Genomic DNA, 22881 nt, shown 5'->3' on the forward strand with positions numbered 1-22881 from the left:
CAGCGCCGGCGCTAATTGGTCCAAGCGGTCCAAGGCGTCGGCAAGTGGTCCAGGGCGTCAAGGCGTCGTCAAGGAGTCCAATGCGTCGGGCGTCATTCCCTGGCGTCCAGGAGTCCCCGGAGTCCAATCCATGGGATCATGCCTCATGAGTCCGTGAGTCCTCGCCCCAGCGTAAGCGCTCGCCCAGCCCATTAAGCAGGAAATTCTGATGCGTTTAGGTTAATTGGCAGTCCTGAAACCAAGCAAGGAGACTGCCCAATGACCGACCGTGAAACTGCCTGGCGTGACGCCTTGTCCGCCCATTCGTCGTCCGGAATGCCTTTGAGTCGCTATTGTCGCGACAAGGGGCTCAACTATCATCAGGCGGTGTACTGGCGTCGCCGCCTGGCCACGATTGACGGCGCCGCCGGCTTGTCCGTCCCGGATGCGCCTGCCCCGACTTTTTCGCTCGTGGAGCTATCCGAGCCGCCGCGGCAGGTCGCGGACAGCGGCGTGGCCATTGAGTGCGGACGTTGTCGGATCAGTCTGAAAGCCGGCTTCGATCCGTCGGTGCTGTCCCGGGCGCTGGCCGTCCTGTCGGGTCTGGAGGCGGACTGATGTTGTCCCTGCCGCCATCCGCACGCATCTATATTTGCCACCAGGCCGTGGACATGCGCAAGTCGTTTGACGGCCTGGCGGCGGCCTCCAGCCAGCTGCTCGCCCAGAGTCCGGATTCCGGGCACTTCTTCGTTTTTCTCAACGCCCGGCGCACGCTGATCAAAATCCTCAACTGGGACGGCGACGGCTACACCATCTGGAGCAAGCGCCTTGAGCAGGGGCAATTCAACCTGCCCAAAGCCGTCGGCGACCGTCTGCTGCTTGATTTGCGCGATCTTCACGCCATGCTTGATGGCGTGAAGCCGGGCGCGTACTACAAAAGATTCTCACAGCCGTCCCATAGTCACTGAAATTACCTGTTTTTTGGGCACATGCGAGCACGAGGCCGCCTGATTTTTCAAGACACCTTCTTTGTGTGTGGAAAAGTTTAGCCAGGAGACTACCTCAACTTTTCATCTCTTGGAAGTAACTACATTATTTTGCCATCGTCTGGCGGTGGCAGTAGCGCTTCCCGGGTCGACGGCGAGTGCCGTGAGCATCCCCGGGGCCACGACCTCGAAGATTTCCCTCGCCTTGAGCGGCACTTCGGCCACGATTCTGGAACCATCGGGGTAGGCTACGGCCCTGAGCTTCCGTGCCTGGTCAAGGGCCTTGTTGACCGAAACGTGCCCTAGCAGATCAGCCTTGCGGAGCGCGTTCTCAAGCAACTTGAACAAGGTCACGGCGATGAAGGCGAGGAAGAGCCGTCCCTCCACGCTGTCATCGCCGGCGGAACGCAGGCGATCATTGCCCGTTGAGTTTTTCAGGATGTCGAAAACCTTTTCCTGGCAGTCCCGGCTGCGGTTGTCCCGTAGCGTCTCTTCGGCGTTGGCTTCGCGATCGCTGTTGAGCACCATGAACATACCGAGGTTTTTCATCGTTGCCGCGTAGGTCTTTTCAGCAACGCAGACCTGGAAATCGCCATCTTTCGAGATGGCCGCGCAATCGCCTTCCTCGCGCGGGCCGCGGGTGGCCTTCCTGACCGAGAAGAGGTCTGCCTTGCTCTTGCCCGCTGTCGCTGTCAGCCACGCCTGGGCGTCCTCAAGCGTGGAGAAGGATGTGCGCGAAAAGTCCGTCATGATACCGTGAAGCAGTTCTGCCAGTTCGCGTTCCTGCCTGGCTCGTTCGCATTTGTTCAGAAAGAGATGGGCCGTGGCGGCGAACCAGCTGTCTTTTTCGCCTTTTCGCCCGCGTTTGGTCACAACGTAGGTATCCGCCGCGTGGTGCAGCGTCGTGTCATCAAAGGTGACTATGCTTTTGAAGGAACGGAACTTCAGCCGGTTTTTATCCAGCAGCCGCTGCGCCTCGCGGTTGTTGCTCACAGGCACCCCGATGGTGAAGCCCAGCTTTTCGTTGTGAAGGTAATGCAGGTTTTCGGCGCTAAAAAAACCTCTGTCCAAGGAGAAGGTATAGGCCGACAGTCCGAGCTTGGAGATGGCTTGCGAGGTGTTTATCAAGGTAGTGACATCAGCGATGCTTCCATGTATAAGCCTGTAGAACAACGGCAGATGCGTCTCTCGCGAATAGACCATATTCAGGTTGACCTGCGGCAAGTGTTCGCCATCACGATTGTGTCCCCATTCGGCCAGGCAGAGCTTTTCCGCGTAACTGGAGATGGACGTGGTGTCACTGATCAGAGCTTTCGGGTTGCCGCTGGCCTTGAACCAGGCACGGAAAAAGTCGTTACGCAGGTCCGAATGCTCGCCGAGGTGCTGAAGCAGCCGAGTCATCGACGACGGCGACAACGACAGGTCTGCGTCGCGCAAAGACGTGTCGTCAGCCCAGTCTTCAAGACGGCAAAGCGCGCCCCCTTCGCAGCACTCAAAAATGGCCGCGGCCAAAATGCGTTGAGCGTCCTGTTCGCCAAAGGCGCGTATCAGGGAGCCATGCAGGCCGCTGTCGCCGGCAAGTCGCGCAAGCAGAGAGACGCGGCCCAGTTCAACGTCGTGACAGGATGTCAGGGTCTTGAGCACAATCTCCCTTTCGCGAAGCAGGCGCTTGCGCCCGGCATGGACGACCTTGCGCCCGCTGTAGCTGATCCCCTTGGCCTGCAGCAGGGCGACAAGCTCCGCCGTGGGCTCGGGGCAGCTCCTGCCCAGTAGCAGGTCCGATGCATCCTGGTCGAGGACGCCAAGATAAACCCGTTTTTGCACGGGATAGGTCCGGCCCTCCACCCGATGGCTGTCAACCAAATAGACATGAACGCGGTCTTTGCCGAAACGTTGCTGGACAATATATGACATGCGCGCCTCCTTGACAGGAGCTGGTGTAGTTACTCCTGTTAACAAGACAAAGTAACTACAGAAAACAAAAAAACAAGCTCAAAAAGCTTGTAGTTACTTTATTTTTTCAAAAATTATGAAAAGTTTAGGAGACTATACCATCCCTTCAAAATACAGCTGATATGCTTTTTCCGGACTTCCCCGGATAATATGGCGCCGCTCCCGCTTCGTGTCGCAGCACTCGATGATACTGGGCAAACTGAAGTAATTCCAGAGCACGGCACGCAACAAGGTAAAGAGCCGACTGAACTGGCGCTTCCACTTGTTGTACCAAGCGACGAACCGTAGCAGGAGATAGGCAAGCAGCGCTGTCCAGACTTGCCAGCGGACGGCATTTTCGTTATATCCAAGGAAATCGGCCAGCTGCAGCGTCTGTTTGATTTCCTTGAAAAACACCTCCACACCCCAACGGCATTGATAGAGCTGGCACACGGAAAACGGCGACCACTCGAAGTTGTTGGTAATAAACGTCATCACCACCATCTTCCCCTTCACCTCGACCTCTGCCGTGACCAGCCGCAGGTCATCGGGGTAATTGTCCTTGGTCTGCACCCCTATCAGCCTGATGCGCTCATCTGACAACACCTTGCATTTCTTGCGGACATAGCGGCGCTTGCCGGGCGCTTGCTGTCCCATAACTTCAGCCGTATCTGTCTCGGGTTCTGAGGAGGCGGACGCATGTTTGACGGGATCAGACGCCTCCGGTTTCCCAGTCGCATGCTGTCCCATAACTTCATAGAGCATGTTTTCCTTGGCCCGCGTCACCCAGGAGACGCCGCGCGTGTCAAGGACCTTAAGATGCTTAAAATCAACATAGGCCTTGTCGAATACCACGACCTCTCCGGCCTTCATGTCGGCGCACAGTTCCCAGGCGCTTTTCGGGTCAGAATCCTTTGCACTTTTGACGAGGACGAAGTTCGGCAGGAACGAGCGCATGTTCAGCGCCGTGTGCATCTTGGCGGCCGCTTTCTGGCGTCGGTGCTGGGCCCAGCCCATATTAAATGCCGTCAGTTTGATGGTGGTTGAATCAACGGCGCGAATGGTTCTTGTCCGGAAGCGGTAGGGCAAACCGGGATAATTGCGGCTGGAGGTCAGGAACTCGGGGTAACGGGTTGACAGTGACTCATATACCTTCCAGAACAGTTCTTCGGCCATATCCGCATTGCGGGTCTTGTTGGCGTGAGAGAGACCGTTCCTGCTCGGAGGCGTGCAGTTGCGTATCTGAGCAAGGGGGCCGGCATGGTTGTGGAGGCTGTCACAGATGTCGTTCAGACTTAATGAATGCGCCAGATGCGCGTAAAGCATAGCCATTACATGGCTGGTGGCGCTGAAGGCCCGTGTCTGGATTTTGTACTTTTTGGCGAGGTTGTCGATAATCCGGTCAGGTATCCAGCTTGCAATCTGCGCGAGGACTGACACAGTACTTTTTAGTGGATTCATGGTACCTCCTATGGTTGCTTACTAGGCTACCATTAAGATGCCGTGAATCCTTTTTTTTACGAAGCCACCATCAAGTTACCCACATTTCTCACACAAAACCGTGAAAAAAACGTCTATTTTCTCGCGGTTTTTTTATTTGCCCACTTGCATGTCGCATATTATATACGACATTATAGGCATGTCAAACGCCACTCACCAACAACTGCTTGCTGAACGCTCCGCCCTATTGGCGGAACTTGCCCGCCTTCCACACGTGGTCCATGGTTCCATCGTCGAGCGGTACACCGTCTGTTCACGGGCGAACTGCAAATGCCACCAGGGGCATAAGCATGGTCCGGTCATGTGCGTCGTGGTCAATGAGAACGGGAAGCAGCGGCAGAAGTACATCCCCAAGGAGATGCGGGAGCTGGCCGTGCAGTATGTGGATGAATACAAACGCGCGCTGACGCTTTTGGACCGCATCAGCGCCATCAACGTGCAACTTCTTCAGGAGAAAAACAATGGCTGACACCACGTTGTCCCCGGAGCTTCTTGCCGCCATTCGCAGCATGGAGGTGCGTGGCGTTGACCATCTTCCGGTTGTGGCGGCATTCTGCAACGCGATTCATCTGCAGGACATCGTCAATGGCTTCGTGGACACCAGGATGGACGTAAAGCCCGGGGCCATTGTCCAGGCGATGGTGCTGGATACCCTCAGCGGTCGCTCCCCTCTCTACCACTTGGAGTCATTCATGGAGGAGCAGGATAGTGAACTGCTGCTTGGTGAAAAGCACGCCGCCCACAATTTTTCCGATACCAACATTGGGCGCGCTCTTGACGCCATCTTCGCGGCGGGGTCCTCGAATATGTTGACGGAGATAGCCATCTCGGCCTGCAAGACCTTCCACATCAACTGTTCCCATCTGAGCTTCGACACGACGTCCATAAGCGTGTGGGGCGAATACGCCAACTATGACAAGAGCGACGATGCGCCTGCCGACGACGGAACGCCCAGAGCTCCCTGTGTCACCTACGGTCACAGCAAGGACCACAACCCCGACTTGAAGCAGGTGATGGCTGAACTTCTCTGCGTCGAGCGTGGCGTGCCGATTTTCGGCAGGTGCATAGACGGCAACGCCTCCGACAAGACGAACAACAACAAGATGCTGACGAAAATCTCCTCGCTGATGGCCAAACATGGACTTGGCCAGGGCGCCTTCACCTATGTGGCCGACTCCGCGCTGGTCACCGAGCCCAATCTGGAGCTTCTTTCGTCGACGCCCTTTGTCACTCGTCTTCCAGGCGTATACCGGGAATGCGACCGAGTCGTCGGCGAGGCTGTCGACGCAGGGAAATGGGTTGAGCTTGGCACCTTGTCCGAGCTGCCGTCACCCGTAAGCAGGCCTTGTTCCGACTATCGCGTGGCCGAAAGCCACGTCACTCTTTACGGGATGAAATACCGCGCCGTCATCGTCCATTCCGACTCGCATGATCGCAGAATGCAGAAGCGCCTGGAGAAAGCGGTCAATGCCTCGCGGCAGAATCTGGAGAAACAGCTCAAGAAGCAGGAATGTGAGTTCTTCTGCCAGGCCGACGCTGAGAAAGCGGCCGAGGCGTTGCGCAAAAGATCGGACCACATGCATGCCTTGGATGTTGAAGTCATACAGACTGAGGCGAATAAACGCGGGCGCCCACCGAAGAACGGAAACATCCAGACTCGGCCCAAATACACGCTCAAGACGACTATCCGAAAAAAAGAGGAGGGAGTGAAACGCGAGGAAGAACGTGCCGGCTGCTTCGTCCTGCTGACGAACATTCCGTTGGCAGGAGATGGAGCGATGGACGCAAAAAGCCTGTTCCTTGCCTACAAGGGACAATATGGCGTGGAAAACAACTTTGCCTTCCTGAAAGACCCGCTTATCGTCAACGACATGTTCCTGAAGAAGGCCGAGCGCATCGACGTGCTCGGAATCATCCTCATTCTATCACTGCTGATCTGGCGCTTGATTGAGCGTTCCATGCGCAATCACTTGGCAAATACCGGTGGCACCCTCGTGGGACTCAACCAGCAACTAACCAAAAGGCCAACGGCCTACGCAATGTCAACCAAGTTCAGAGGGCTACAGATCATGCTCGTGCAAGGAACGCGAATGCTGGCGCGGGACTTGAGCGATGACGTCACCGCCTACCTGGAAGCATTGGGCCTTACGATGGAAGTGTTTACGACGCCAGGCTATGCGTGCAAACCAGTTCTGAAAGAGCGATCGTGAGAAGGGAAAAATGCGTGGTTTCGGTGCATGAAAAAGTGAGAAATGTGGGAAGTTATGGGACGGCTGTGAAAGATTCTCAAAAAAAATGTGATTTTCGCCATCTTTTTTTGCGTGCCTGCTTGCATGTATTTGTTTTTGATGTAAGTTATTGGCATGCAAAATGATACGTTTCATTTTAGCAACTTTTCTGGCGGCGGCGCCGCGCGACTTGCCGCCGAGAACGACCGCCTGCGTGAACAGCTTCTGCAGGCCACTGCCGAGAACGTCCAGCTGGGTGAAACGCTGCAGAAAATCCAGCAGATCGCCACTGCCGAGACGGGCGAGTTGCGCGATGCGCTGAAAAAATCCCTCCAGCGCCTGGCTGAACTGGAACTGCAGTTGGCCTGGCTGAACAAGCGGCTCTTCGGCAGGAGTTCCGAGCGCGTGGTCGACGAGAAGACCCCGCTGCTGCCGGGCCTGGTATTGTCGGAAACGGCCCCCAAGCCGGAACCGGCCACGATCAAAGTCCAGGGCCATGATCGCTCGCAAAAGGCCGCCGACAAGGATGCCAAGAGCGTTCCTTTTTCCGATAAACTCGAGAGCGAGGAACTCGTTCTTGATATCCCCGAAGCCGATAAACTCGGGAAGGAGTTCATTGGCTTTGACATCTCGAAAATGCTCAAGTACCGTCCTCCCTTCTACGTCCTGGTCATCAAGCGCGCCAAGTATGTGGTGCCGGGCCAGCCTGAGCTGGGCGTCGTGATGGCGCCGCCGCTGCCGAACGTCCTGTCCGAAGACTCCGACCGCAGCCACTTCGACATCAGCGTGCCCGTTCACGTCCTCCACGAGAAATTCGTCAACCACATGCCCTTCTACCGCCAGAGTGAAGACCTCAAACGCGAGGGCATCATTCTGAGCCGCGGCACCATGTGCGACTGGGCGGACAAGATCGCCTTTCTGGTGCAACCCATCATAGATCGCATGTCCGACCTGCTGCTGAAAAGCGACGTCATTCACGCCGATGAAACCTCCGCGCGAATGTTGGCGAAAGGAAAATGTCAGAAGTGTTACCTCTGGGTGCGCAAGACCGGCGTCGGCCCGCCGATCACCCTCTTTCATTTTTCGCCCGGGCGAGGTCAGGGCGAAGCGCAAAAAATCCTCGGAAATTACGCCGGTATATTCATCAGTGATGCCTATACGGGCTACGACAAGCTGCCCGGAACCCGCGCCGCCTGCTGGGCGCACGTGCGCCGCAAGTTCTACGAGGTGCCCGAACTGGACAACGAGCAGCGTCTGACGGCCCTGAAGCTGATCCGGATCATGTATGACAACGAGGCGCGGGCCGCTGACGAGGTCAAGGACGCCGAGGCCGCGCGGGCCGGCGGCGAGATCGCCATCGTCGTCCCGGCCCTGGTCGAGACGCGCCGGAAGCAGCGGGCCAATTCGGCGGAGCTGGTCGAGCAGTTCTTCGCGCTGTGCGACGACATCGTCCGCCGGCGTCTGCCACCGACCTCCATGCTCGTCCGGGCCGCCGTCTACGCGCTCAAGCAACGCCAGGAGCTCTCCGTGTTCCTGAATGACCCACGCGTGAACATCGACAACAATCCGGCCGAGAACGCGATCCGCCCCTGGGCACTGGGACGAAAAAATTGGCTCTTTGTTGGCAACGAACGCGGCGGCGAAAAATCCGCCATCATCGCCAGCCTCGTGGCCACCTGCAAAGACAACAAGGTCGACTTCAAGGCTTGGCTCGAAGACGTCCTCACTCGCCTCGGCACTACCCGGCATGACGACATTGACTCCTTGCTGCCACACAACTGGACTCCCGCACGCAACTGACACCACCCGCACACTATCGCGCCACCGCCCCGATCCGCTTCACGCGGAACGGGGCTTTTCGCGTTCAGGTGCTAATGTAATCACGCGAAACACATGCGGGGATATGGGCTGGGCGAACGCTTACGCCCCAGCGCCGGCGCCAAAGAAAGCCGCCGGGACGGCGGCGGTCCCAGGATTAGCGCCGCCGCCAATGAAAGCCGCCGGGACGGCGGTGGGGCCAGGAGCGGTCCAAGACGTCCAAGGCGAATAAGTCGAATTGAAAGGAAGGAATGGGTATGAAAGGCATAGTGTTGGCTGGGGGAGCGGGTACGCGGTTGCATCCGGTTACGCTCGGGGTGTCGAAGCAGCTGCTGGCAGTGTATGACAAGCCGATGGTGTATTATCCGCTTAGCGTGCTGATGCTGGCGGGTATCCGGGACATACTGGTGATTACGACGCCGGAAGACCAGGCGAGTTTTCAGCGGCTGCTAGGCGACGGCGCGGGCTTCGGCGTGCGGCTGAGCTACGCGGTGCAGCCAGAACCGAAGGGGCTGGCGCAGGCGTTCATTATCGGCGCCGAGTTCATTGGCCGGGACCGCGTGGCGATGGTGCTCGGCGATAATATCTTCTACGGCGCGAATCTGCCGGCGATGCTCAGCGCCGCCGCCGCGCGCGAACAGGGCGCGACGGTATTCGGGTATTATGTGCGGGACCCGGAGCGCTTCGGCGTGGTGGAGTTCGACGACGCGGGGCGCGCGGTGTCGATTGAGGAAAAGCCGGCAGAACCGAAGTCGCACTACGCGGTGACGGGGCTGTACTTCTATGACAATGATGTGGTGGCAATCGCGCGGGACGTGAAGCCGTCGGCGCGCGGCGAGCTGGAAATCACGGCGGTGAATAACGCCTATCTGCAACGCGGGGCGCTGCAGGTGGAACGGCTGGGGCGCGGATACGCGTGGCTGGATACGGGGACGCACGAGAGTATGCTCGACGCGGCGAATTTTATCCGGACGATTGAGACGCGGCAGGGGCTGCAGGTGGCATGTCTGCAGGAAATTGCGTGGCAGAAGGGGTGGATGTCGCGCGAGGAGGTGATGGTGGCTATCAAGGATATGCTTAAGACCGACTACGGGCAATATCTGCTGCGGCTGGTGAAATAATCCGGGATGGGCTTTTTTTTATCCACAGATTACGCAGATTGACGCAGATTATGGCGGCATGTCTTGCCGCTGCGCGGCAAGTCACGCCGCCGGGTGGGGAGAATTTTTTGCCTCACGCGAAGGCGCGAAGGCGCGAAGAAAGGCAAGGGGAAGGGATGGGTTTTGTGGGGGGAGGGGAAGGGGCTCGCCCCTTCCCCTCCCCCCGCGCCCCCCTCTCTATCCCATGTTGGGCGGCATGTCTTGCCGCTGCGCGGCAAGTCACGCCGCCGGGTGGATATTTTTATCCACAGATTACGCAGATTGACGCAGATTATGGCGGCCTGTCTTGCCGCTGCGCGGCAAGTCACGCCGCCGGGTGGGGGATGTTTTTGTGGTCTCACGCGAAGGCGCGAAGGCGCGAAGAAAGGCAGGGGGAAGGGATGGGTTTTGTGGGGGGAGGGGAAGGGGCTCGCCCCTTCCCCTCCCCCCACGCCCCCCTCTCTATCCCATGTCAGGCGGCGTGTCTTGCCGCTGACGCGGCAAGTCACGCCGCCGGGTGGGGGATGTTTTTGTGGCCTCACACGAAGGCGCGAAGGCGCGAAGAAAGGCAGGAGAGGGTGGGGAAAGAAACAGGGACGGACGAGAGCGGGTGCTCTTTTCCGTCCCTGGGTGTTTTTTTGGGGGATGGCTGCGCGCGGTTATTTGGGGGAGTTGCCGGGGAGGGCGCCCTGTTGCTGCATGAGGGCTTCGGTCAGCTGGGCGATGAGGCGGTCTTTGCGGGCCACTTCGTTCCTAAGACTGGCCAGTTCGGCTTTCATGTCATCGGCGTCGGCGCTGGTGATGGGGCGGGTCATGTTGACGGAGGGAGTAGCAGCGGCAGTGGCAGTGGCAGCATCAGCAGTAGCTTGGGTCTGCGCGGCTTGCGCCTCGGCCATCTTGCGGAGTTTCGTGCTGACTTCTTCGGCGGAGAGGCGGCCGGTGTCGTCGCTGGTGAGATGTCGGCCGACCTGGCGCGAGCGGTCTTTGCGGCGTTGTTGGCGGCTGCGGTAGTCTTCGATTTTCGCGGGGAGGTCCGCAATGAAAGCGATGAGGGCAATGCCGCCGAAGACCACGATGCACCAGATGGCAAAGCCCTTTTCGGATTGCGCGCGGCCGGTGCGGTCGAACCACTGGAGGAGCACGGAGAAGCCCAGGTAGGCCCAGGCGGCGGTGGCAATCACGACGCAGGCGATGCTCTTCCACAACGAGTACAGCAGGCGGCTCAGGGGAACGAAGATAATGAGCAATAGTACGGCGATGAGCTGATACTGGTGGGGAGTCATATAGGTCGCAATCTGGGTGAATGAATGACGCTTAAGCGACTTTTCAGAGTAGCTGATGAATATAAAGTTGCTGAGGCAGAAATCAAGGTGAAAAAATGTGGGACGGAGGACGGGGGGAGGTAAGCGGTCAGTTATTGATATTGGATGCACGGCATGCCTCACTCTACCGCGGTGAGACGAGACGTATCTGACCAATGTGGCGCCCTCCGGGCGCAATTTTAAATTGTTGTCATACCCCTGGTTGCGGCGCCCTCCGGGCGCCTCACCAGGGGTTATGCATGGTCCGGCCCTCCGGGCCGAACTTGGCCGATCAGGCGACGTGCTTTGTCCGATTCGGGCCGAAAACCACCATCATTCAATGTCCATGTTTTTGCGCCGTAGGCGCATAACCATGCTTAACCCCAGGCTTTAGCCTGGGGACGCTGCCTGCCAACAGGCAGTGCCTCGTAGAGGCACCACAGTGTTGGTTATCAATCACTGACCAATTACCGGAGGACTGGGGGGGTGCCCGGGAATGCATTCATTACTTGAAATCACTGCTGGCTGATATAAGGTAAGGCTTCTTTTTTTGCAGTTTAAGTAGGGTCGGCGTCGGCTGTTGGCGAAGAATTGGCCAGGTGGGCCAGTCTTCGGATATGACGACGGGGCGCGGGGGCGCAGGAATGCGTAGACGAGACGACAAGGGCAAGAGAGGGACGGCGGCCGCCGCGGCGCTTCGGCGGTGCCGGCGGGCCGTGGGCGCGCCGGTAGCACGAGCTATTTGTTGACGACAATGACTGCGCAGATGGCATCACAGATTTGCGTGTTTTTTTATTTATAGATTATGATAAACTGCCGGCGCATGCCGGCGGGCGCCCCGGCGGTTTTTCCGGCGGGGTGCCTTTGGCTGCTTGGATTCGCTGAGAAGGTCACGACGCCCGGGAGTAGCACAGGTAGCAACAGAGGCATGAAAAACAGTCGTGGCACAAGTGAACAAAGAAAGACTGGTATGCTGAAGCAGAAAATTAACGACGGCAGTGTGCGTATCGCGGTAGTCGGCCTGGGCTACGTGGGGCTGCCGCTGGCGGTGGAATTCGGCAAGAAATTCGACACGGTCGGCTTCGACATCAAGAAGGACCGGCTGGAACAGCTGCGCAAGGGCGTGGACCTCACGCTGGAGACATCGGGCGACGATCTCGCCGCCGCGACGAAGCTGCGCTACAGCGCCACGCTGGACGACCTGCGTGACCGCGATGTGTTCATTGTCACGGTGCCGACGCCGGTGGACAAGTACAACAACCCCGATCTGACGCCGCTCTATAAGTCCAGTGAAACCGTCGGCAAGGTGATGAAAAAAGGCGCCGTGGTGATCTACGAAAGCACGGTGTTCCCCGGCTGCACGGAGGAAGAATGCGTGCCCGTGCTGGAAAAAAGCAGCGGCATGGTCTTCAACCAGGACTTCTTCTGCGGCTACAGCCCCGAGCGCATCAATCCCGGCGATAAGGAACACACGCTGCTGAAGATTACGAAGATCACGGCGGGGTCCACGCCGGACATCGCCGAGGCGGTGGACGCGCTGTACAACGCGATTCTGCTCAATGGCACGCACCGCGCCAGCTGCATTAAGGTCGCGGAAGCCGCGAAGGTCATTGAGAACTCCCAGCGCGATCTCAATATCGCGTTCGTCAATGAGCTGGCGAAGATCTTCCACCTGATCGGCATCGACACCAACGAGGTGCTGGCCGCCGCCGGCACGAAGTGGAACTTCTTGCCCTTTAAGCCGGGGCTGGTCGGCGGGCACTGCATCGGGGTCGATCCGTATTATCTGACCCATAAGGCGCAGTCGCTGGGATATATGCCGGAGGTGATTCTCGCCGGTCGACGCATCAATGACGGCATGGGCAAGTACGTCGCCGCCGAGGTGGTGAAGCTGATGATCAAAAAGGGCCAGCGCGTCGCAAACGCCCGCGTGCTGCAGCTGGGCATTACGTTCAAGGAGAATTGCCCGGATATCCGTAATTCGCATGCCGTCGATGTGGTGCGGGGGCTGGAGGAATTCGGCTGTATGGTGGATGTGTTCGATCCGTGGGCGGAGCCGAAGGAGGTCGAACACGAATACGGCATGGCAACCATGAAGGATATGGTCGTCGCCGGGAAGTACGACGCAATTGTCCTGGCCGTCGCCCATAAGGAATTCGCCGCCATGGACCTGGAGCCACTCAAACGGACCGACACCGTCGTGTTCGATCTCAAAGGCGTGCTCCCCAAAGACGCCGTCGACGCCCGCCTGTGAAATACATTCTATCCACAGATTACGCAGATTAACGCAGATTATTTTGTAAAGATTGCCTGTCTGATGTAGTCAGACCAGTGATATGCAAAATCCTCTTCCGTAGGTTGATTTCCCGCTTCCCCCCCGGCGTCATGTCTTGCCGCGCAGCGGCAAGACATGACGCCATAATCTGTGTTAATCTGCGGAATCTGTGGATAAAAAAGAAAAAGAAAGATCTACTTTCATGGCACGCACGATACAAAACAGCAGGGTATTAGTCACTGGCGGCGCGGGCTTTATTGGCTCGAATCTGGTCGAGGCGCTGTTGGCGCAAGAGAATGACGTGGTCGTCTTGGACAACTTCGCGACGGGCAAAATGGAGAATCTGCTGCCCTTTGTGAAGAACAAGGCCTTTCGGCTGCTTGTCGGCGACATTCGCGACCGCGACGCCTGTCGGCGCGCGACCGACGGCGTGGACTACGTGCTGCACCAGGCCGCGCTGGGCTCCGTCCCGCGCTCGATTCAGGACCCCATGACCTCCACCGACGTGAATATCTCGGGTTTTGTGAACATGCTTTGGGCGGCGAAAGAGGCCGGTGTCAAGCGCTTTGTCTATGCGGCGAGCAGCTCCACCTACGGCGACAGCGCCACGCTGCCTAAGGTGGAGGACGTCATTGGCAAGCCGCTGTCGCCCTATGCGATCACCAAGTACGTCAATGAACTCTACGCGGCGAACTTCGGCGCGCTCTATGGCACGGAGGCCATCGGCCTGCGCTACTTCAATGTCTTCGGCCGTCGCCAGGACCCCTACGGCGCTTACGCGGCGGTGATACCGCTGTTTGTGATGAAGCTCATGAAGCACGAAAGCCCCGTGATCAATGGCGACGGCAGCTTCTCGCGCGATTATACGTACATCGCCAATGTCGTCCAGGCCAACCAACTCGCGGCCCTGGCCGACAAGCCCGGCGCCGTCAACACGGTCTACAACGTGGCCTTTGGCGAGCGCACCGATCTCAATGAGCTCTTTGCGACGCTCCGCGAGAACCTCGCCGCCTTCGATCCGGCCATCGCCAAAATCCAGGCCACCTACGGCCCCGAACGCGTCGGCGACGTCCCCCATTCGCTCGCCTGTATCGACAAAGCCCGCACCCTCCTCGGCTACGACCCCCAATTCAGCACCAAACAAGGCCTCAAAGCCGCCACCGAGTGGTACTGGCAGAACCTGCGGTGAAATGCTGCGTATAAATCAACATAAAACAAATGCTGATAACGCCAGTAGATACGCATGAATACCATCCAACAATATGTTGAATCAAAAGAGTGCACTGGATGTTTTGCATGTGCTGACATCTGTCCAAGTAATGCAATTCAGGGGCAATATATTGATGATGCGTTATACCCCATAATTGATAATGCTAGTTGCACACAATGCGGGTTATGTACAAAAGTGTGCCCAGCAAAAAAAGATTATGTTTACGAAAGAGAAAACGCCGAGGTTCAAACTTTTGCCGCATGGTCAACAGATGTAGCTTTGCGAAAGGCTGGGGCGTCAGGAGGAGTTTTTGGAGCAATTGCAAAGACATTTATTCAAAACGGCGGAGAAGTATACGGCGCAACAATTGACCAATTGAGAATAAAACATACGTCAATTAATCAAATTGAAGATATACCTCTTCTGCAAAATAGTAAATATCAACAGGGTGACTTGACAGGAATCTATAAAGAAATTTGTAAAAAATTAGAAAATAAAAAATCAGTATTATTTTCGGGGACACCTTGTCAAGTCGCAGCGTTATTGTCCTATCTAAATTGTAAAAAAGTGACAGGAGACCTCATTACTGTAGACTTTATTTGTGGTGGTTTTCCAACCGAAAAACCACTAAAATTATTTTTGCAAACGTGTAAAGAAAGCGTTCAATCAATATGTTCATTTCGTAATAAAAATCATGGCTGGAAACCACAAGGCTATAAATACGAATTTATTGGCTCTTCAGGAAACTTAGTGGGTAGATTTTTCGACGTTTTGTGCTCAGAACCAAGACAACGCCTTGTCACATGGGGGGAAAAAAGCCAGCTAATCGTACGCATAAAATAGTGTAACTTGTTGATATTCAACGATCAATTAATGTTCAAATTATGATGCCCGCCCAGCTTTCCATGTCAATTTGTATGGAAGGCAGTCGGAGCAATCTTCCGCTTCGGTGTTTCTTGTTATTGCAAGAATGCCTTCACTTTTGTTGCACCCGATCATTTTTGTGTTTCATTACCTCATGGCCACGCAATGCCCAGTCAATCACCTGACCTCGTCATTCACATTGAGCCATGGGAGTCCGCCATGAACTTGGAGTCGTTTTATCAACGCGTGATTAATCCGCCATCGCCCTGGACTGTCTCCAAGGTCGAAATTTCCGACGACAGTACCCGTGTTGACGTCTGGCTGATCCATCAGGAGCATTATCGCTTTTCGTGTCATGCCTGTCACACCCCATCACCTACTTACGACCATGCTCCGGAAAGAACCTGGCAACATCTGGACACCTGCGAGTGCAAGACCTACCTTCATGCCCGTATTCCCCGAGTTCAATGCCCCAAGCATGGGATCGTCAACAGCGACTTTCCTCTGGCTGATTCACAGATCTCAATTACATACAAGATGGAAAGCAAGTGCATCAAGACCATCCAGGCCTCCAATTTGACCGATGCGTCCGAACTAACGAGGGTGTCTTGGGACATGTTGGAAAGTATCCGCGATCGGGCCGTCAAGCGAGGGCTTGAGCGACGTGGCGATACGACGCCGGTCATCATGGGACTTGACGAGAAGCAGGTGTTTTCCAGACATCGCTATTTCACCATTATCACTGACATTGGCAATGGGAGCGTGTTTGACGTGGTGGACAAGCGGCGCATTGATGACATCAGCCCCTGGTTTGAAAAACGCAAGGAAAGTTTGAAAAACGTCCAGATCGCGGCCATGGACATGAGTGCGGGGTATGAGCGTATTGCGTCAAACTTCATGCCCAATGCCGAACTGTGTTTTGATCATTTCCATGTGATGCAGGTCGTCCAAAAGGCAGTGGACAGCACACGAAAGCAAGAACAGGCCACGATGAGCGATGAGGACAAGAAAAGCATGTTCGGAGCGCGCCATGATTTTCTGTATGGCAGGGAGAATCTTCCTGACAAAAACAAGGCCAGGTTCGAAAAAGTTAGACAGATTGCCAAGAAAACGGCGCGGGCATGGGCAATCAAGGAAAACCTTCGCGACATGTGGACAACTTGCCCCGACAAAGAAGAGACGCCGAAGTATTTCAAACACTGGTACTGGTGGGCGACGCATTCACAAATTCCGGACATGGCAAAAGCCGCCCATACGCTGAAAAACCACTTCTATGGCATAGTGGCTGCAATCGAACATGGGGTCAGCAATGCCCTGACCGAGGGGCTGAACAGCAAAATTGAGGCTGTCAAGAGAAGTGCATGTGGTTTCAAAAACAAAGAATCTTTACGCAATGCAATTCTGTTTCATTGCGGGAAACTTAACCTGCTGCCAGAGGCCGCCAACTAGCACTTGCACTCAAATTTGCAACCCACGGAATTGCCTGAAGCACCAATTTATTTTCAAAAATTCTTCTGAAAATATAATTAATGCAGGCGACAATAACATTGTATCATTTGGTTTTACAAAAAAATGTTACAAAAGGCCAAATTGTTTACAATGCCAATTTGCATATAAGGATCGATCATCGGATATAACCTTAGGTGATTTTTGGGGAGAGAAAGATTATTGCCAAGAGCATTATTTTGGTGTTTCTGCAGTATTAGTCCATACAGAAAATGGATTTTTATTATTAAAACAATCTCCAATTCAATTAAATACATGCAAATATGACAATATACTTAGCTTTAATAAAAATATTGAACAACATAAAACAGGTATCAATAAAAATATTGCACATATAGAATGGACGATTGATAATTTTTTTTATAAAAAGTTACATTTAGTTGACCACAAAGAATCTATCATTTTCTCTTTATATAAAATAATTACAAAAGTTCTATTCTATACAAATAAAGCCATTATCAATAAACAAAAAAAATAGTTTTAATTAACTTTTCGAATCAATAACATGGCAAAAGTTGGCATAGTAACATTTCATCGCTCGATAAATTATGGCGCAGTCTTACAAGCATTCGCTCTGCAAAATTTTTTAATTAAGAATGGCCATGATTGTGAATTAATTGACTATTTGCGGCCTAAAAAGGGCTATTCATCCTTTTCACAATTTCAAAAAATCTATCACGGACTATGGGAAAAAATATCCCCGCTGATTATTGGGACTGCGCGGCAAAATCGCACAAAAGCTTTTCGTGAAAAATATATGCAGATGTCTTCTGAATATTATCCATCAGCAGAAAAACTTTTGCAAGTAAAGGACGCATATTCTGTTTGCATTGCAGGCAGTGACCAAGTGTGGAATCCCATTAATACTGATAACGACTCTAATTATTTTCTTTCCTTTGCTGGTACTAAAACCAAAAAGATATCTTATGCAGCCAGCTTTGGTTTGCATATGATACCCAAAAAGTACCATGATGAGTATCGCTCCAGGCTGCTGGGGCTTGATGTAATTGGCGTTCGTGAAACCGAAGCGGTCAAGATTGTGAAAGAGCTAAGTGGTCGTGACGCAGCAATTACAGTCGACCCCACTTTTTTGCTTGAATGCGATGTTTGGGAACAGCTTGCATTAAATCCTCAAAGAAAGAAACCCTATATTTTATGTTACTATATTGTAAACAAACCCATAAATGAGCAAATGTCACGTCTTGCGCAACGAATACAACGCGAGACTGGTTGGGAAATAGTTAAGATTGGTCAACGGGAGTACCACAAATTCAACCCATTTGAAACTAACATATATAATGCCGGTCCAACAGAATTTTTAGGCCTGATGCAAAATGCCTCCATGGTCATATCAAATTCATTTCATGGCTGTGCATTTTCAATTATTTATCAGCGTCCATTTGTGTGTGTGACCAGTCGAAGGCATCATTTGAAGTCTCGTTTAGAGCAATTGATGATGACGACAGGCCTTAAGCATCAGTTACTTTACATTGAAGACGAAGACATTAATACGGCAACGGTACCAACAATAAATTATCATGATGTAAATAATGAAGTTTGTGTGCAGAAACAAGCGTCGATAGACTTTCTTTTACGCGAAGTGAGCGTATAAAAAAGGTATGATTTCTTGTGGTGTTCATATAGGATTCAGTACGTCAATTTTACGTTAAGATAGTGTTGTGAAAACGATAGTGAGAAAAAAAATACAGAAACTGTGGAGATTATCACAAGCACTATGGACGACGTCTCATACTGGCACAGCTGAGGAGATTCGCAGCAAAAAACGGTATCAGCGCGGACTTTGGACGACTGCCGCAGTGATGTCCTTTCGGGTTGCGACGTTGCTAACAGGCATATTAACTGTTCCGTTAACGCTTAAGTACCTCGGGGCAGATTTGTTTGGTGTCTGGATGGTGTTGACCAGCATTGTTGAGTTTGCGACCTTTTACGATTTTGGTCTTGGAGTAGGCTTGCGCAATATGCTGATTGAATGCGATTCGCGCAGAGACCATTTTCATGCACGCATGATCATCGTCAATGCCATGACTGCAATTTGTGCTTTAGCGGCGCTTTTGGTGTTGGCAACCCTTTTTTTGGCACCGATGCTGCCCTGGGACGTTTTGATCAAATGCAATTCACCGGAGGCCAGAGAGCAAATTTTGCCTGGTGTGCGGGCGGTGATGATAGCGTTCGCGATAAGCTTACCAGCAACGCAGCTGCTAAATGTGACGGTTGCCTACCAACGGGGGTATTTGGGGTACGGCTGTTATCTCGTTGGCCGGCTTATCGGTTTTGGCTTCATTGTTATATGTGTAGTCTATAAGCTGCCTTTTTGGTTACTTGCTGGTGGCTACATTGCCATTCCAAATTTTGCTTTGTTAATTGGCTGGCTCGTTTTTATAGTCAAAGTTCCAGTGTTGCGGCCATGGGGCGTCATGCCATCTCTGGGAGTGATCCGGCAGCTTTTCACTATTGGAATTTGGGTAGTTGTTCACCAACTGAGTTTCACCTTAACCAATGCAAGTATCGTTATCCTAATTGGCAACACGATTGGCGCAAGCGCTACCGTTCCTTACTCAGTGACGCAAAAGTTATTAAGTGTCCTGTCAATTTTTCCGCAGGCATTTCGCACTGGTATTTACGCGGCCATGGGAGAAGCGTGGCATTCTGGAGACAAGCAGTGGATGAAAAAAAATATCCACAAGACCTTCTGGCTACTGATGGTGACGACCTGGCTGCCGATTATCCCGATTGTTCTGGCGGGACGTTTTATCATCACGCATTGGACCAGGAGTCCTGAAGCGTTGCCTTCACTCGTGCTACTCGTTGCTTGCGGTTTTAGCATTGGGGCATCGGTAGCCAGTAGCATCTATGGCGGTTTCGTGCTGGCTATCAATCATGTTCGCTTCGCGGCGTTGGTCAAGCTGGCTGCGGGATTGGTGGTCGTGTCCTTTGGTTTCTGCCTCGGCAAGAGCACACAATCTGTGGCAGCCATTGTTTTCGCACAGTTTGTTTTTGGCTTGGCCATTCCAGCAACGATATATCGACATTACATTATGTGTCGCGTTAAATACTTATGACATAGACATATTATTATCGCGTACTACATGTTTTTGTAGTAAAGTCATAAATTCAACAGAACGCTTTTACTACATTGACTAACAAATATTATATGCAGTATTTCAAATTGGTAAGATCATAACATGATATTAATTACCTATTTTACGCTTGTAATTATAGCTATAATGTCGCTTATTGCTTGTTATTCAGCACCTTCATACGTATCTCGATTTTATCTATGGATGTCAATTATTTGCGGTTTTATTTGTTTATTGTGTTATATACCTAGTTTTTATCAGCATGTAAAAAAGAGATGTTATGCGTTACCATCTTTAATTTTTATCATCTCTTATTTGGTGGTGGGATATCAAGCTTATTTGTTAGATAATCTTGGTTATGATCAGTTTAATAACGCAGCCTTTTTTTGGCGTTCGGGAACGACAGCAAGTTACTCTGCTTCGCTGGTGACACTTGGATTTGTTTTTTTTGTGCTCGGATATGTAGTGTGTGCGCATGGCTTTTTGTCTTCTCCAAAACAACAACTTGAAGTCATTGTTAAAAAAAATGAAGAATCAAAGTTCCGATATGGTTATCCTATTCTTATAGCAATGAACACAGTTGCTTTTTGCCTATATCTTTTTTCTGTAAGAGCTGCCTTTTGGTCTGGTACTTTTGGCCGAAGTCAGCAGAGTGGCTTGGCTAATTTTTCATATCTTATTTTTTTTACTTCTAGTCTATGTTGTTGTGTAATTAATCAATATCCTCTTTATTGCGGGTCTAAAAACAGTTATTCACTTTTTCATTATTTTCGAAAAACAGGGACTTATTTATTTATCACCACTCATTTCATTGCGTTAATGAGTCTTAGGATGGGTGATCGCGGTCCATTTATTTACCTGTTGTTAATGTTTTGGGGTATTTACATTACCCAGATGAAGTTGCGTTATTGCATTATCAGCCTGATTTTAGCCGCATCTCTCCTTGCGATCATAGGCGAGGCTCGTCTTTATTACGATTTACCCTTGAGTCAGAAGGTTATGGCTGCTCTTACTGAACGGCAGCAGTCAGGAGCTCAAGAAGCTCCTTTGGCGTTAACGCGGCAATTGTCCAGGAGTTTTTCCTGTTTGCACATATTGACTGAAGAGGTACCGAAAAACTACCCTTTTTATTACGGTTGGAATTTCTTTTTTAATGGTATTGCCAGTATTGTGCCAGGACTTCGGACTTTATTGAACAACTACGTTTACAGCCGCGCGCCTGCCAATTCGAGTGACTGGTTGATCACTCACGCCGTTCTTGGCGACAATCCTCCTTTTGGCATGGGGAGCCACGTCATAGCTGATGCCTATCTTGATTTTGGGGTGGTTTCAGTGATTGTTATTATGTTCATACTTGGGTATCTCATGGCGAAGGCTGACATCGTATTCTCTGCACGCAGTAGCGGCATGTACGCATTAGCTGCGTCGGCGATCCTGCTCGTGTATGCTGTCTACATCCCTCGTGCTTGTGTCGTCACCTTTCCTCGATATGCGGTTTTTTGTGTTTTGTTTTTATTCATCGCGTCGCGCAAGCGCTTTGGTTTTGGACGTGGTGTAGCAACCAACGCGCAAGCGCCACTAGTTTTACCGACGATTGAGGAAACGCAGCCCGACGCTAGAGATGGTGCTGGTGAAGGGGGCGACAAAGCCGAGGGAACTGGAGATGCGGAACACTCTGCGGGCGAAGGTGGGGGGCATCATGAAGAGGTGTCCGGCACTGACGCCGTGACTGGCAAGACCACAGCCTGAGACGGGTTTGTGAGGATGAGGCATTTACCGATGTGCTTTTGTCGTCCATCTGCTAGCACCCGCAAAATACAGTTGGCCATGAGACCAACTTTTGTTTACGTAAAATTATGAATGCACTTATAGTCACTTGCGCACATGTCTTTCAGGACGCCCAGGGCGATTATTACACGCCTTCGATTCACAGTTACGTTTTTTTTCAACGTTACTTGGCTGTCTTTGAAAAGGTGACCGTAGTTGCCAGGAGGCATCCCGGTACAATTGACCATACAGACAAGCTTTTGAAAGTAAGTGGCCCTGGCTTAACTGTGCATGAAATCACTTGGTATCACGGACTGAAGGATTTGATAAAGAAGAGCTTTTTGGTGTTGCGAGATTTTCGGCTCGCTGCCAAGGGTGCGGACTGCGTGATCTTCCGCGTGCCGCAGATGGAGTCATATCTTTCCTTTTTGGTGACGAAGATAGGACGCAAGCCATATGCCGTAGAGGTGGTCGGTGATCCAATGGACTGGACTATGCTCTCGGGGCTTTGGAAGCGGCTCAACGTCAAGATGCTGCTTTGGATGACTCGTCAGGCCGACGCAGTCGCCTATGTCAGCCAAGTGCTGGAAAAACGGTATCCGGCAGTTTCTGCAGGTCACGTCGCATACTACTCCAGTGTCGATCTGCCCGATGAGGTTGTATGTGAGCCACGCCATTACGACGGTCAGCTGTCTCAGCGTCCCTTCACTCTGATTCACATCACCAATGGCATAGAAAATGACAGTAAAGGGCACCGGACATTTATCCGTGCCATTAAAATATGCAATGATCTCGGAGCAAATGTTCGCGGGATAATTGTTGGTGATGGGTCTTATCTCAGTAGATATCAAAAGCTAGCAGTGGATTTGGATATAATGCACCAAATTGATTTCACTGGTAGAATTCATTCTCGCGAAAAGATTTTTGCGTTATTGTCGACTGCGGATATGATGGTGCTGCCTTCAGAGACTGAGGGATTGCCGCGGGTGGTCATTGAGGCTCAGGCGACTGGCTTGCCATGCCTGTCCACGCCAGTCGGTGGCGTGCCGGAGATATTGCCGCCAAGCTGCCTTTTTTCCCCTGAGGACGCAGATGGCTTTGCTCGTCGCATATGCGCATGTATTGCCAATCCCTCAGAGCTGAGTGAGTTGAGCCGTCAAAGTGTTGCTACTGCCAAGAAGTTTACGAAGAGCCAATTAACTCCTGTACGCACAGCCATGTACCGGCATTTGTGTGACAGGGCTAGCAGCGTATTGAGATAATGAGTAAGCGTGTTCT

The 22881-nt window shown here is 52.7% G+C and carries 18 protein-coding genes; 15 read left to right on the plus strand and 3 right to left on the minus strand.

Going from position 1 to position 22881, the window contains the following annotated elements:
* Positions 1 to 258: 258 nt before the first annotated feature.
* Positions 259 to 597, plus strand: coding sequence for an IS66 family insertion sequence element accessory protein TnpA (gene tnpA, locus J3R75_RS09500; RefSeq protein WP_307261294.1), 339 nt, complete (start codon positions 259 to 261; stop codon positions 595 to 597).
* Entirely contained in the window at positions 597 to 947 is a 351-nt protein-coding gene (gene tnpB / locus J3R75_RS09505; RefSeq protein WP_307261295.1) for an IS66 family insertion sequence element accessory protein TnpB, read from the plus strand. The genes tnpA and tnpB overlap by 1 nt, the downstream gene beginning before the upstream one ends.
* Positions 948 to 1049: 102 nt before the next feature.
* Here the strand turns inward: tnpB and J3R75_RS09510 are convergent, their stop codons facing one another.
* Positions 1050 to 2879: an IS1634 family transposase gene (locus J3R75_RS09510; protein ID WP_307259221.1), complete on the minus strand. Its 1830-nt coding sequence runs from the start codon at positions 2877 to 2879 to the stop codon at positions 1050 to 1052.
* Between the two features lie 132 nt (positions 2880 to 3011).
* Complete coding sequence (locus J3R75_RS09515; protein ID WP_307260932.1) at positions 3012 to 4358, minus strand: IS4 family transposase; 1347 nt, start codon at positions 4356 to 4358, stop codon at positions 3012 to 3014.
* 178 nt (positions 4359 to 4536) lie between these two features.
* Here J3R75_RS09515 and J3R75_RS09520 point away from each other — a divergent pair, with 178 nt between their 5' ends.
* The 4 genes from J3R75_RS09520 to rfbA all read left to right on the plus strand — a co-directional run bounded on the left by J3R75_RS09520 (position 4537) and on the right by rfbA (position 9564).
* On the plus strand, positions 4537 to 4866 hold the full coding sequence (locus J3R75_RS09520) for a DUF6788 family protein (protein WP_307261296.1): 330 nt from the start codon (positions 4537 to 4539) through the stop codon (positions 4864 to 4866).
* Complete coding sequence (locus tag J3R75_RS09525; protein ID WP_307261297.1) at positions 4859 to 6607, plus strand: IS1634 family transposase; 1749 nt, start codon at positions 4859 to 4861, stop codon at positions 6605 to 6607. Before J3R75_RS09520 ends, J3R75_RS09525 begins: the two co-directional genes overlap by 8 nt.
* A 153-nt stretch (positions 6608 to 6760) precedes the next feature.
* Complete coding sequence (gene tnpC, locus J3R75_RS09530) at positions 6761 to 8425, plus strand: IS66 family transposase (protein ID WP_307261298.1); 1665 nt, start codon at positions 6761 to 6763, stop codon at positions 8423 to 8425.
* Between the two features lie 275 nt (positions 8426 to 8700).
* Entirely contained in the window at positions 8701 to 9564 is an 864-nt protein-coding gene (gene rfbA, locus J3R75_RS09535) for a glucose-1-phosphate thymidylyltransferase RfbA (RefSeq protein ID WP_307261299.1), read from the plus strand.
* Between the two features lie 677 nt (positions 9565 to 10241).
* On the opposite strand, the gene J3R75_RS09540 is transcribed toward rfbA, so the two are convergent.
* On the minus strand, positions 10242 to 10865 hold the full coding sequence (locus J3R75_RS09540) for a hypothetical protein (protein WP_307261300.1): 624 nt from the start codon (positions 10863 to 10865) through the stop codon (positions 10242 to 10244).
* A 988-nt stretch (positions 10866 to 11853) separates the two neighbouring features.
* On the opposite strand from J3R75_RS09540, the gene J3R75_RS09545 reads away from it, so the two are divergent.
* The 9 genes from J3R75_RS09545 (at position 11854) to J3R75_RS09585 (ending at position 22865) form a co-directional block, all read left to right on the plus strand.
* A complete protein-coding gene (locus J3R75_RS09545; protein WP_307261301.1) occupies positions 11854 to 13137 on the plus strand; it encodes a nucleotide sugar dehydrogenase in 1284 nt (427 codons plus the stop codon).
* A gap of 223 nt (positions 13138 to 13360) precedes the next feature.
* A complete protein-coding gene (locus J3R75_RS09550; protein ID WP_307261302.1) occupies positions 13361 to 14347 on the plus strand; it encodes an SDR family oxidoreductase in 987 nt (328 codons plus the stop codon).
* Between the two features lie 54 nt (positions 14348 to 14401).
* Entirely contained in the window at positions 14402 to 15211 is an 810-nt protein-coding gene (locus J3R75_RS09555; RefSeq protein WP_307261303.1) for a 4Fe-4S dicluster domain-containing protein, read from the plus strand.
* Between the two features lie 186 nt (positions 15212 to 15397).
* Positions 15398 to 16681 carry an ISL3 family transposase gene (locus J3R75_RS09560; RefSeq protein ID WP_307259144.1) on the plus strand — a complete coding sequence of 428 codons (1284 nt, stop codon included), beginning with the start codon at positions 15398 to 15400 and terminating at the stop codon, positions 16679 to 16681.
* Positions 16626 to 17216 carry a Coenzyme F420 hydrogenase/dehydrogenase, beta subunit C-terminal domain gene (locus tag J3R75_RS09565; RefSeq protein ID WP_307261304.1) on the plus strand — a complete coding sequence of 197 codons (591 nt, stop codon included), beginning with the start codon at positions 16626 to 16628 and terminating at the stop codon, positions 17214 to 17216. Before J3R75_RS09560 ends, J3R75_RS09565 begins: the two co-directional genes overlap by 56 nt.
* 27 nt (positions 17217 to 17243) lie before the next feature.
* Positions 17244 to 18350 (plus strand): polysaccharide pyruvyl transferase family protein, encoded by a 1107-nt coding sequence (locus tag J3R75_RS09570; RefSeq protein ID WP_307261305.1) that lies wholly within the window; start codon positions 17244 to 17246, stop codon positions 18348 to 18350.
* A gap of 67 nt (positions 18351 to 18417) precedes the next feature.
* Positions 18418 to 19818, plus strand: coding sequence for a lipopolysaccharide biosynthesis protein (locus J3R75_RS09575; protein WP_307261306.1), 1401 nt, complete (start codon positions 18418 to 18420; stop codon positions 19816 to 19818).
* A gap of 123 nt (positions 19819 to 19941) precedes the next feature.
* Positions 19942 to 21585 (plus strand): O-antigen polysaccharide polymerase Wzy, encoded by a 1644-nt coding sequence (gene wzy, locus J3R75_RS09580; RefSeq protein ID WP_307261307.1) that lies wholly within the window; start codon positions 19942 to 19944, stop codon positions 21583 to 21585.
* Between the two features lie 107 nt (positions 21586 to 21692).
* The gene (locus tag J3R75_RS09585) at positions 21693 to 22865 is read left to right on the plus strand and encodes a glycosyltransferase family 4 protein (protein WP_307261308.1); all 1173 of its coding nucleotides are present in this window, start codon (positions 21693 to 21695) and stop codon (positions 22863 to 22865) included.
* Positions 22866 to 22881 lie beyond the last annotated feature (16 nt).

The organism is Oligosphaera ethanolica (assembly GCF_030814695.1).
In the GTDB taxonomy this organism is placed as follows: domain Bacteria; phylum Verrucomicrobiota; class Lentisphaeria; order Oligosphaerales; family Oligosphaeraceae; genus Oligosphaera; species Oligosphaera ethanolica.

Bases quoted from the DNA above. Each gene is read 5' to 3' on its own strand.
- tnpA (WP_307261294.1), top strand. From the start codon at position 259: ATGACCGACCGTGAAACTGCCTGGCGTGACGCCTTGTCCGCCCATTCG.
- tnpB (WP_307261295.1), top strand. From the start codon at position 597: ATGTTGTCCCTGCCGCCATCCGCACGCATCTATATTTGCCACCAGGCC.
- J3R75_RS09510 (WP_307259221.1), bottom strand. From the start codon at position 2,879: ATGTCATATATTGTCCAGCAACGTTTCGGCAAAGACCGCGTTCATGTC.
- J3R75_RS09515 (WP_307260932.1), bottom strand. From the start codon at position 4,358: ATGAATCCACTAAAAAGTACTGTGTCAGTCCTCGCGCAGATTGCAAGC.
- J3R75_RS09520 (WP_307261296.1), top strand. From the start codon at position 4,537: ATGTCAAACGCCACTCACCAACAACTGCTTGCTGAACGCTCCGCCCTA.
- J3R75_RS09525 (WP_307261297.1), top strand. From the start codon at position 4,859: ATGGCTGACACCACGTTGTCCCCGGAGCTTCTTGCCGCCATTCGCAGC.
- tnpC (WP_307261298.1), top strand. From the start codon at position 6,761: ATGCAAAATGATACGTTTCATTTTAGCAACTTTTCTGGCGGCGGCGCC.
- rfbA (WP_307261299.1), top strand. From the start codon at position 8,701: ATGAAAGGCATAGTGTTGGCTGGGGGAGCGGGTACGCGGTTGCATCCG.
- J3R75_RS09540 (WP_307261300.1), bottom strand. From the start codon at position 10,865: ATGACTCCCCACCAGTATCAGCTCATCGCCGTACTATTGCTCATTATC.
- J3R75_RS09545 (WP_307261301.1), top strand. From the start codon at position 11,854: ATGCTGAAGCAGAAAATTAACGACGGCAGTGTGCGTATCGCGGTAGTC.
- J3R75_RS09550 (WP_307261302.1), top strand. From the start codon at position 13,361: ATGGCACGCACGATACAAAACAGCAGGGTATTAGTCACTGGCGGCGCG.
- J3R75_RS09555 (WP_307261303.1), top strand. From the start codon at position 14,402: ATGAATACCATCCAACAATATGTTGAATCAAAAGAGTGCACTGGATGT.
- J3R75_RS09560 (WP_307259144.1), top strand. From the start codon at position 15,398: ATGCCCAGTCAATCACCTGACCTCGTCATTCACATTGAGCCATGGGAG.
- J3R75_RS09565 (WP_307261304.1), top strand. From the start codon at position 16,626: ATGCAATTCTGTTTCATTGCGGGAAACTTAACCTGCTGCCAGAGGCCG.
- J3R75_RS09570 (WP_307261305.1), top strand. From the start codon at position 17,244: ATGGCAAAAGTTGGCATAGTAACATTTCATCGCTCGATAAATTATGGC.
- wzy (WP_307261307.1), top strand. From the start codon at position 19,942: ATGATATTAATTACCTATTTTACGCTTGTAATTATAGCTATAATGTCG.
- J3R75_RS09585 (WP_307261308.1), top strand. From the start codon at position 21,693: ATGAATGCACTTATAGTCACTTGCGCACATGTCTTTCAGGACGCCCAG.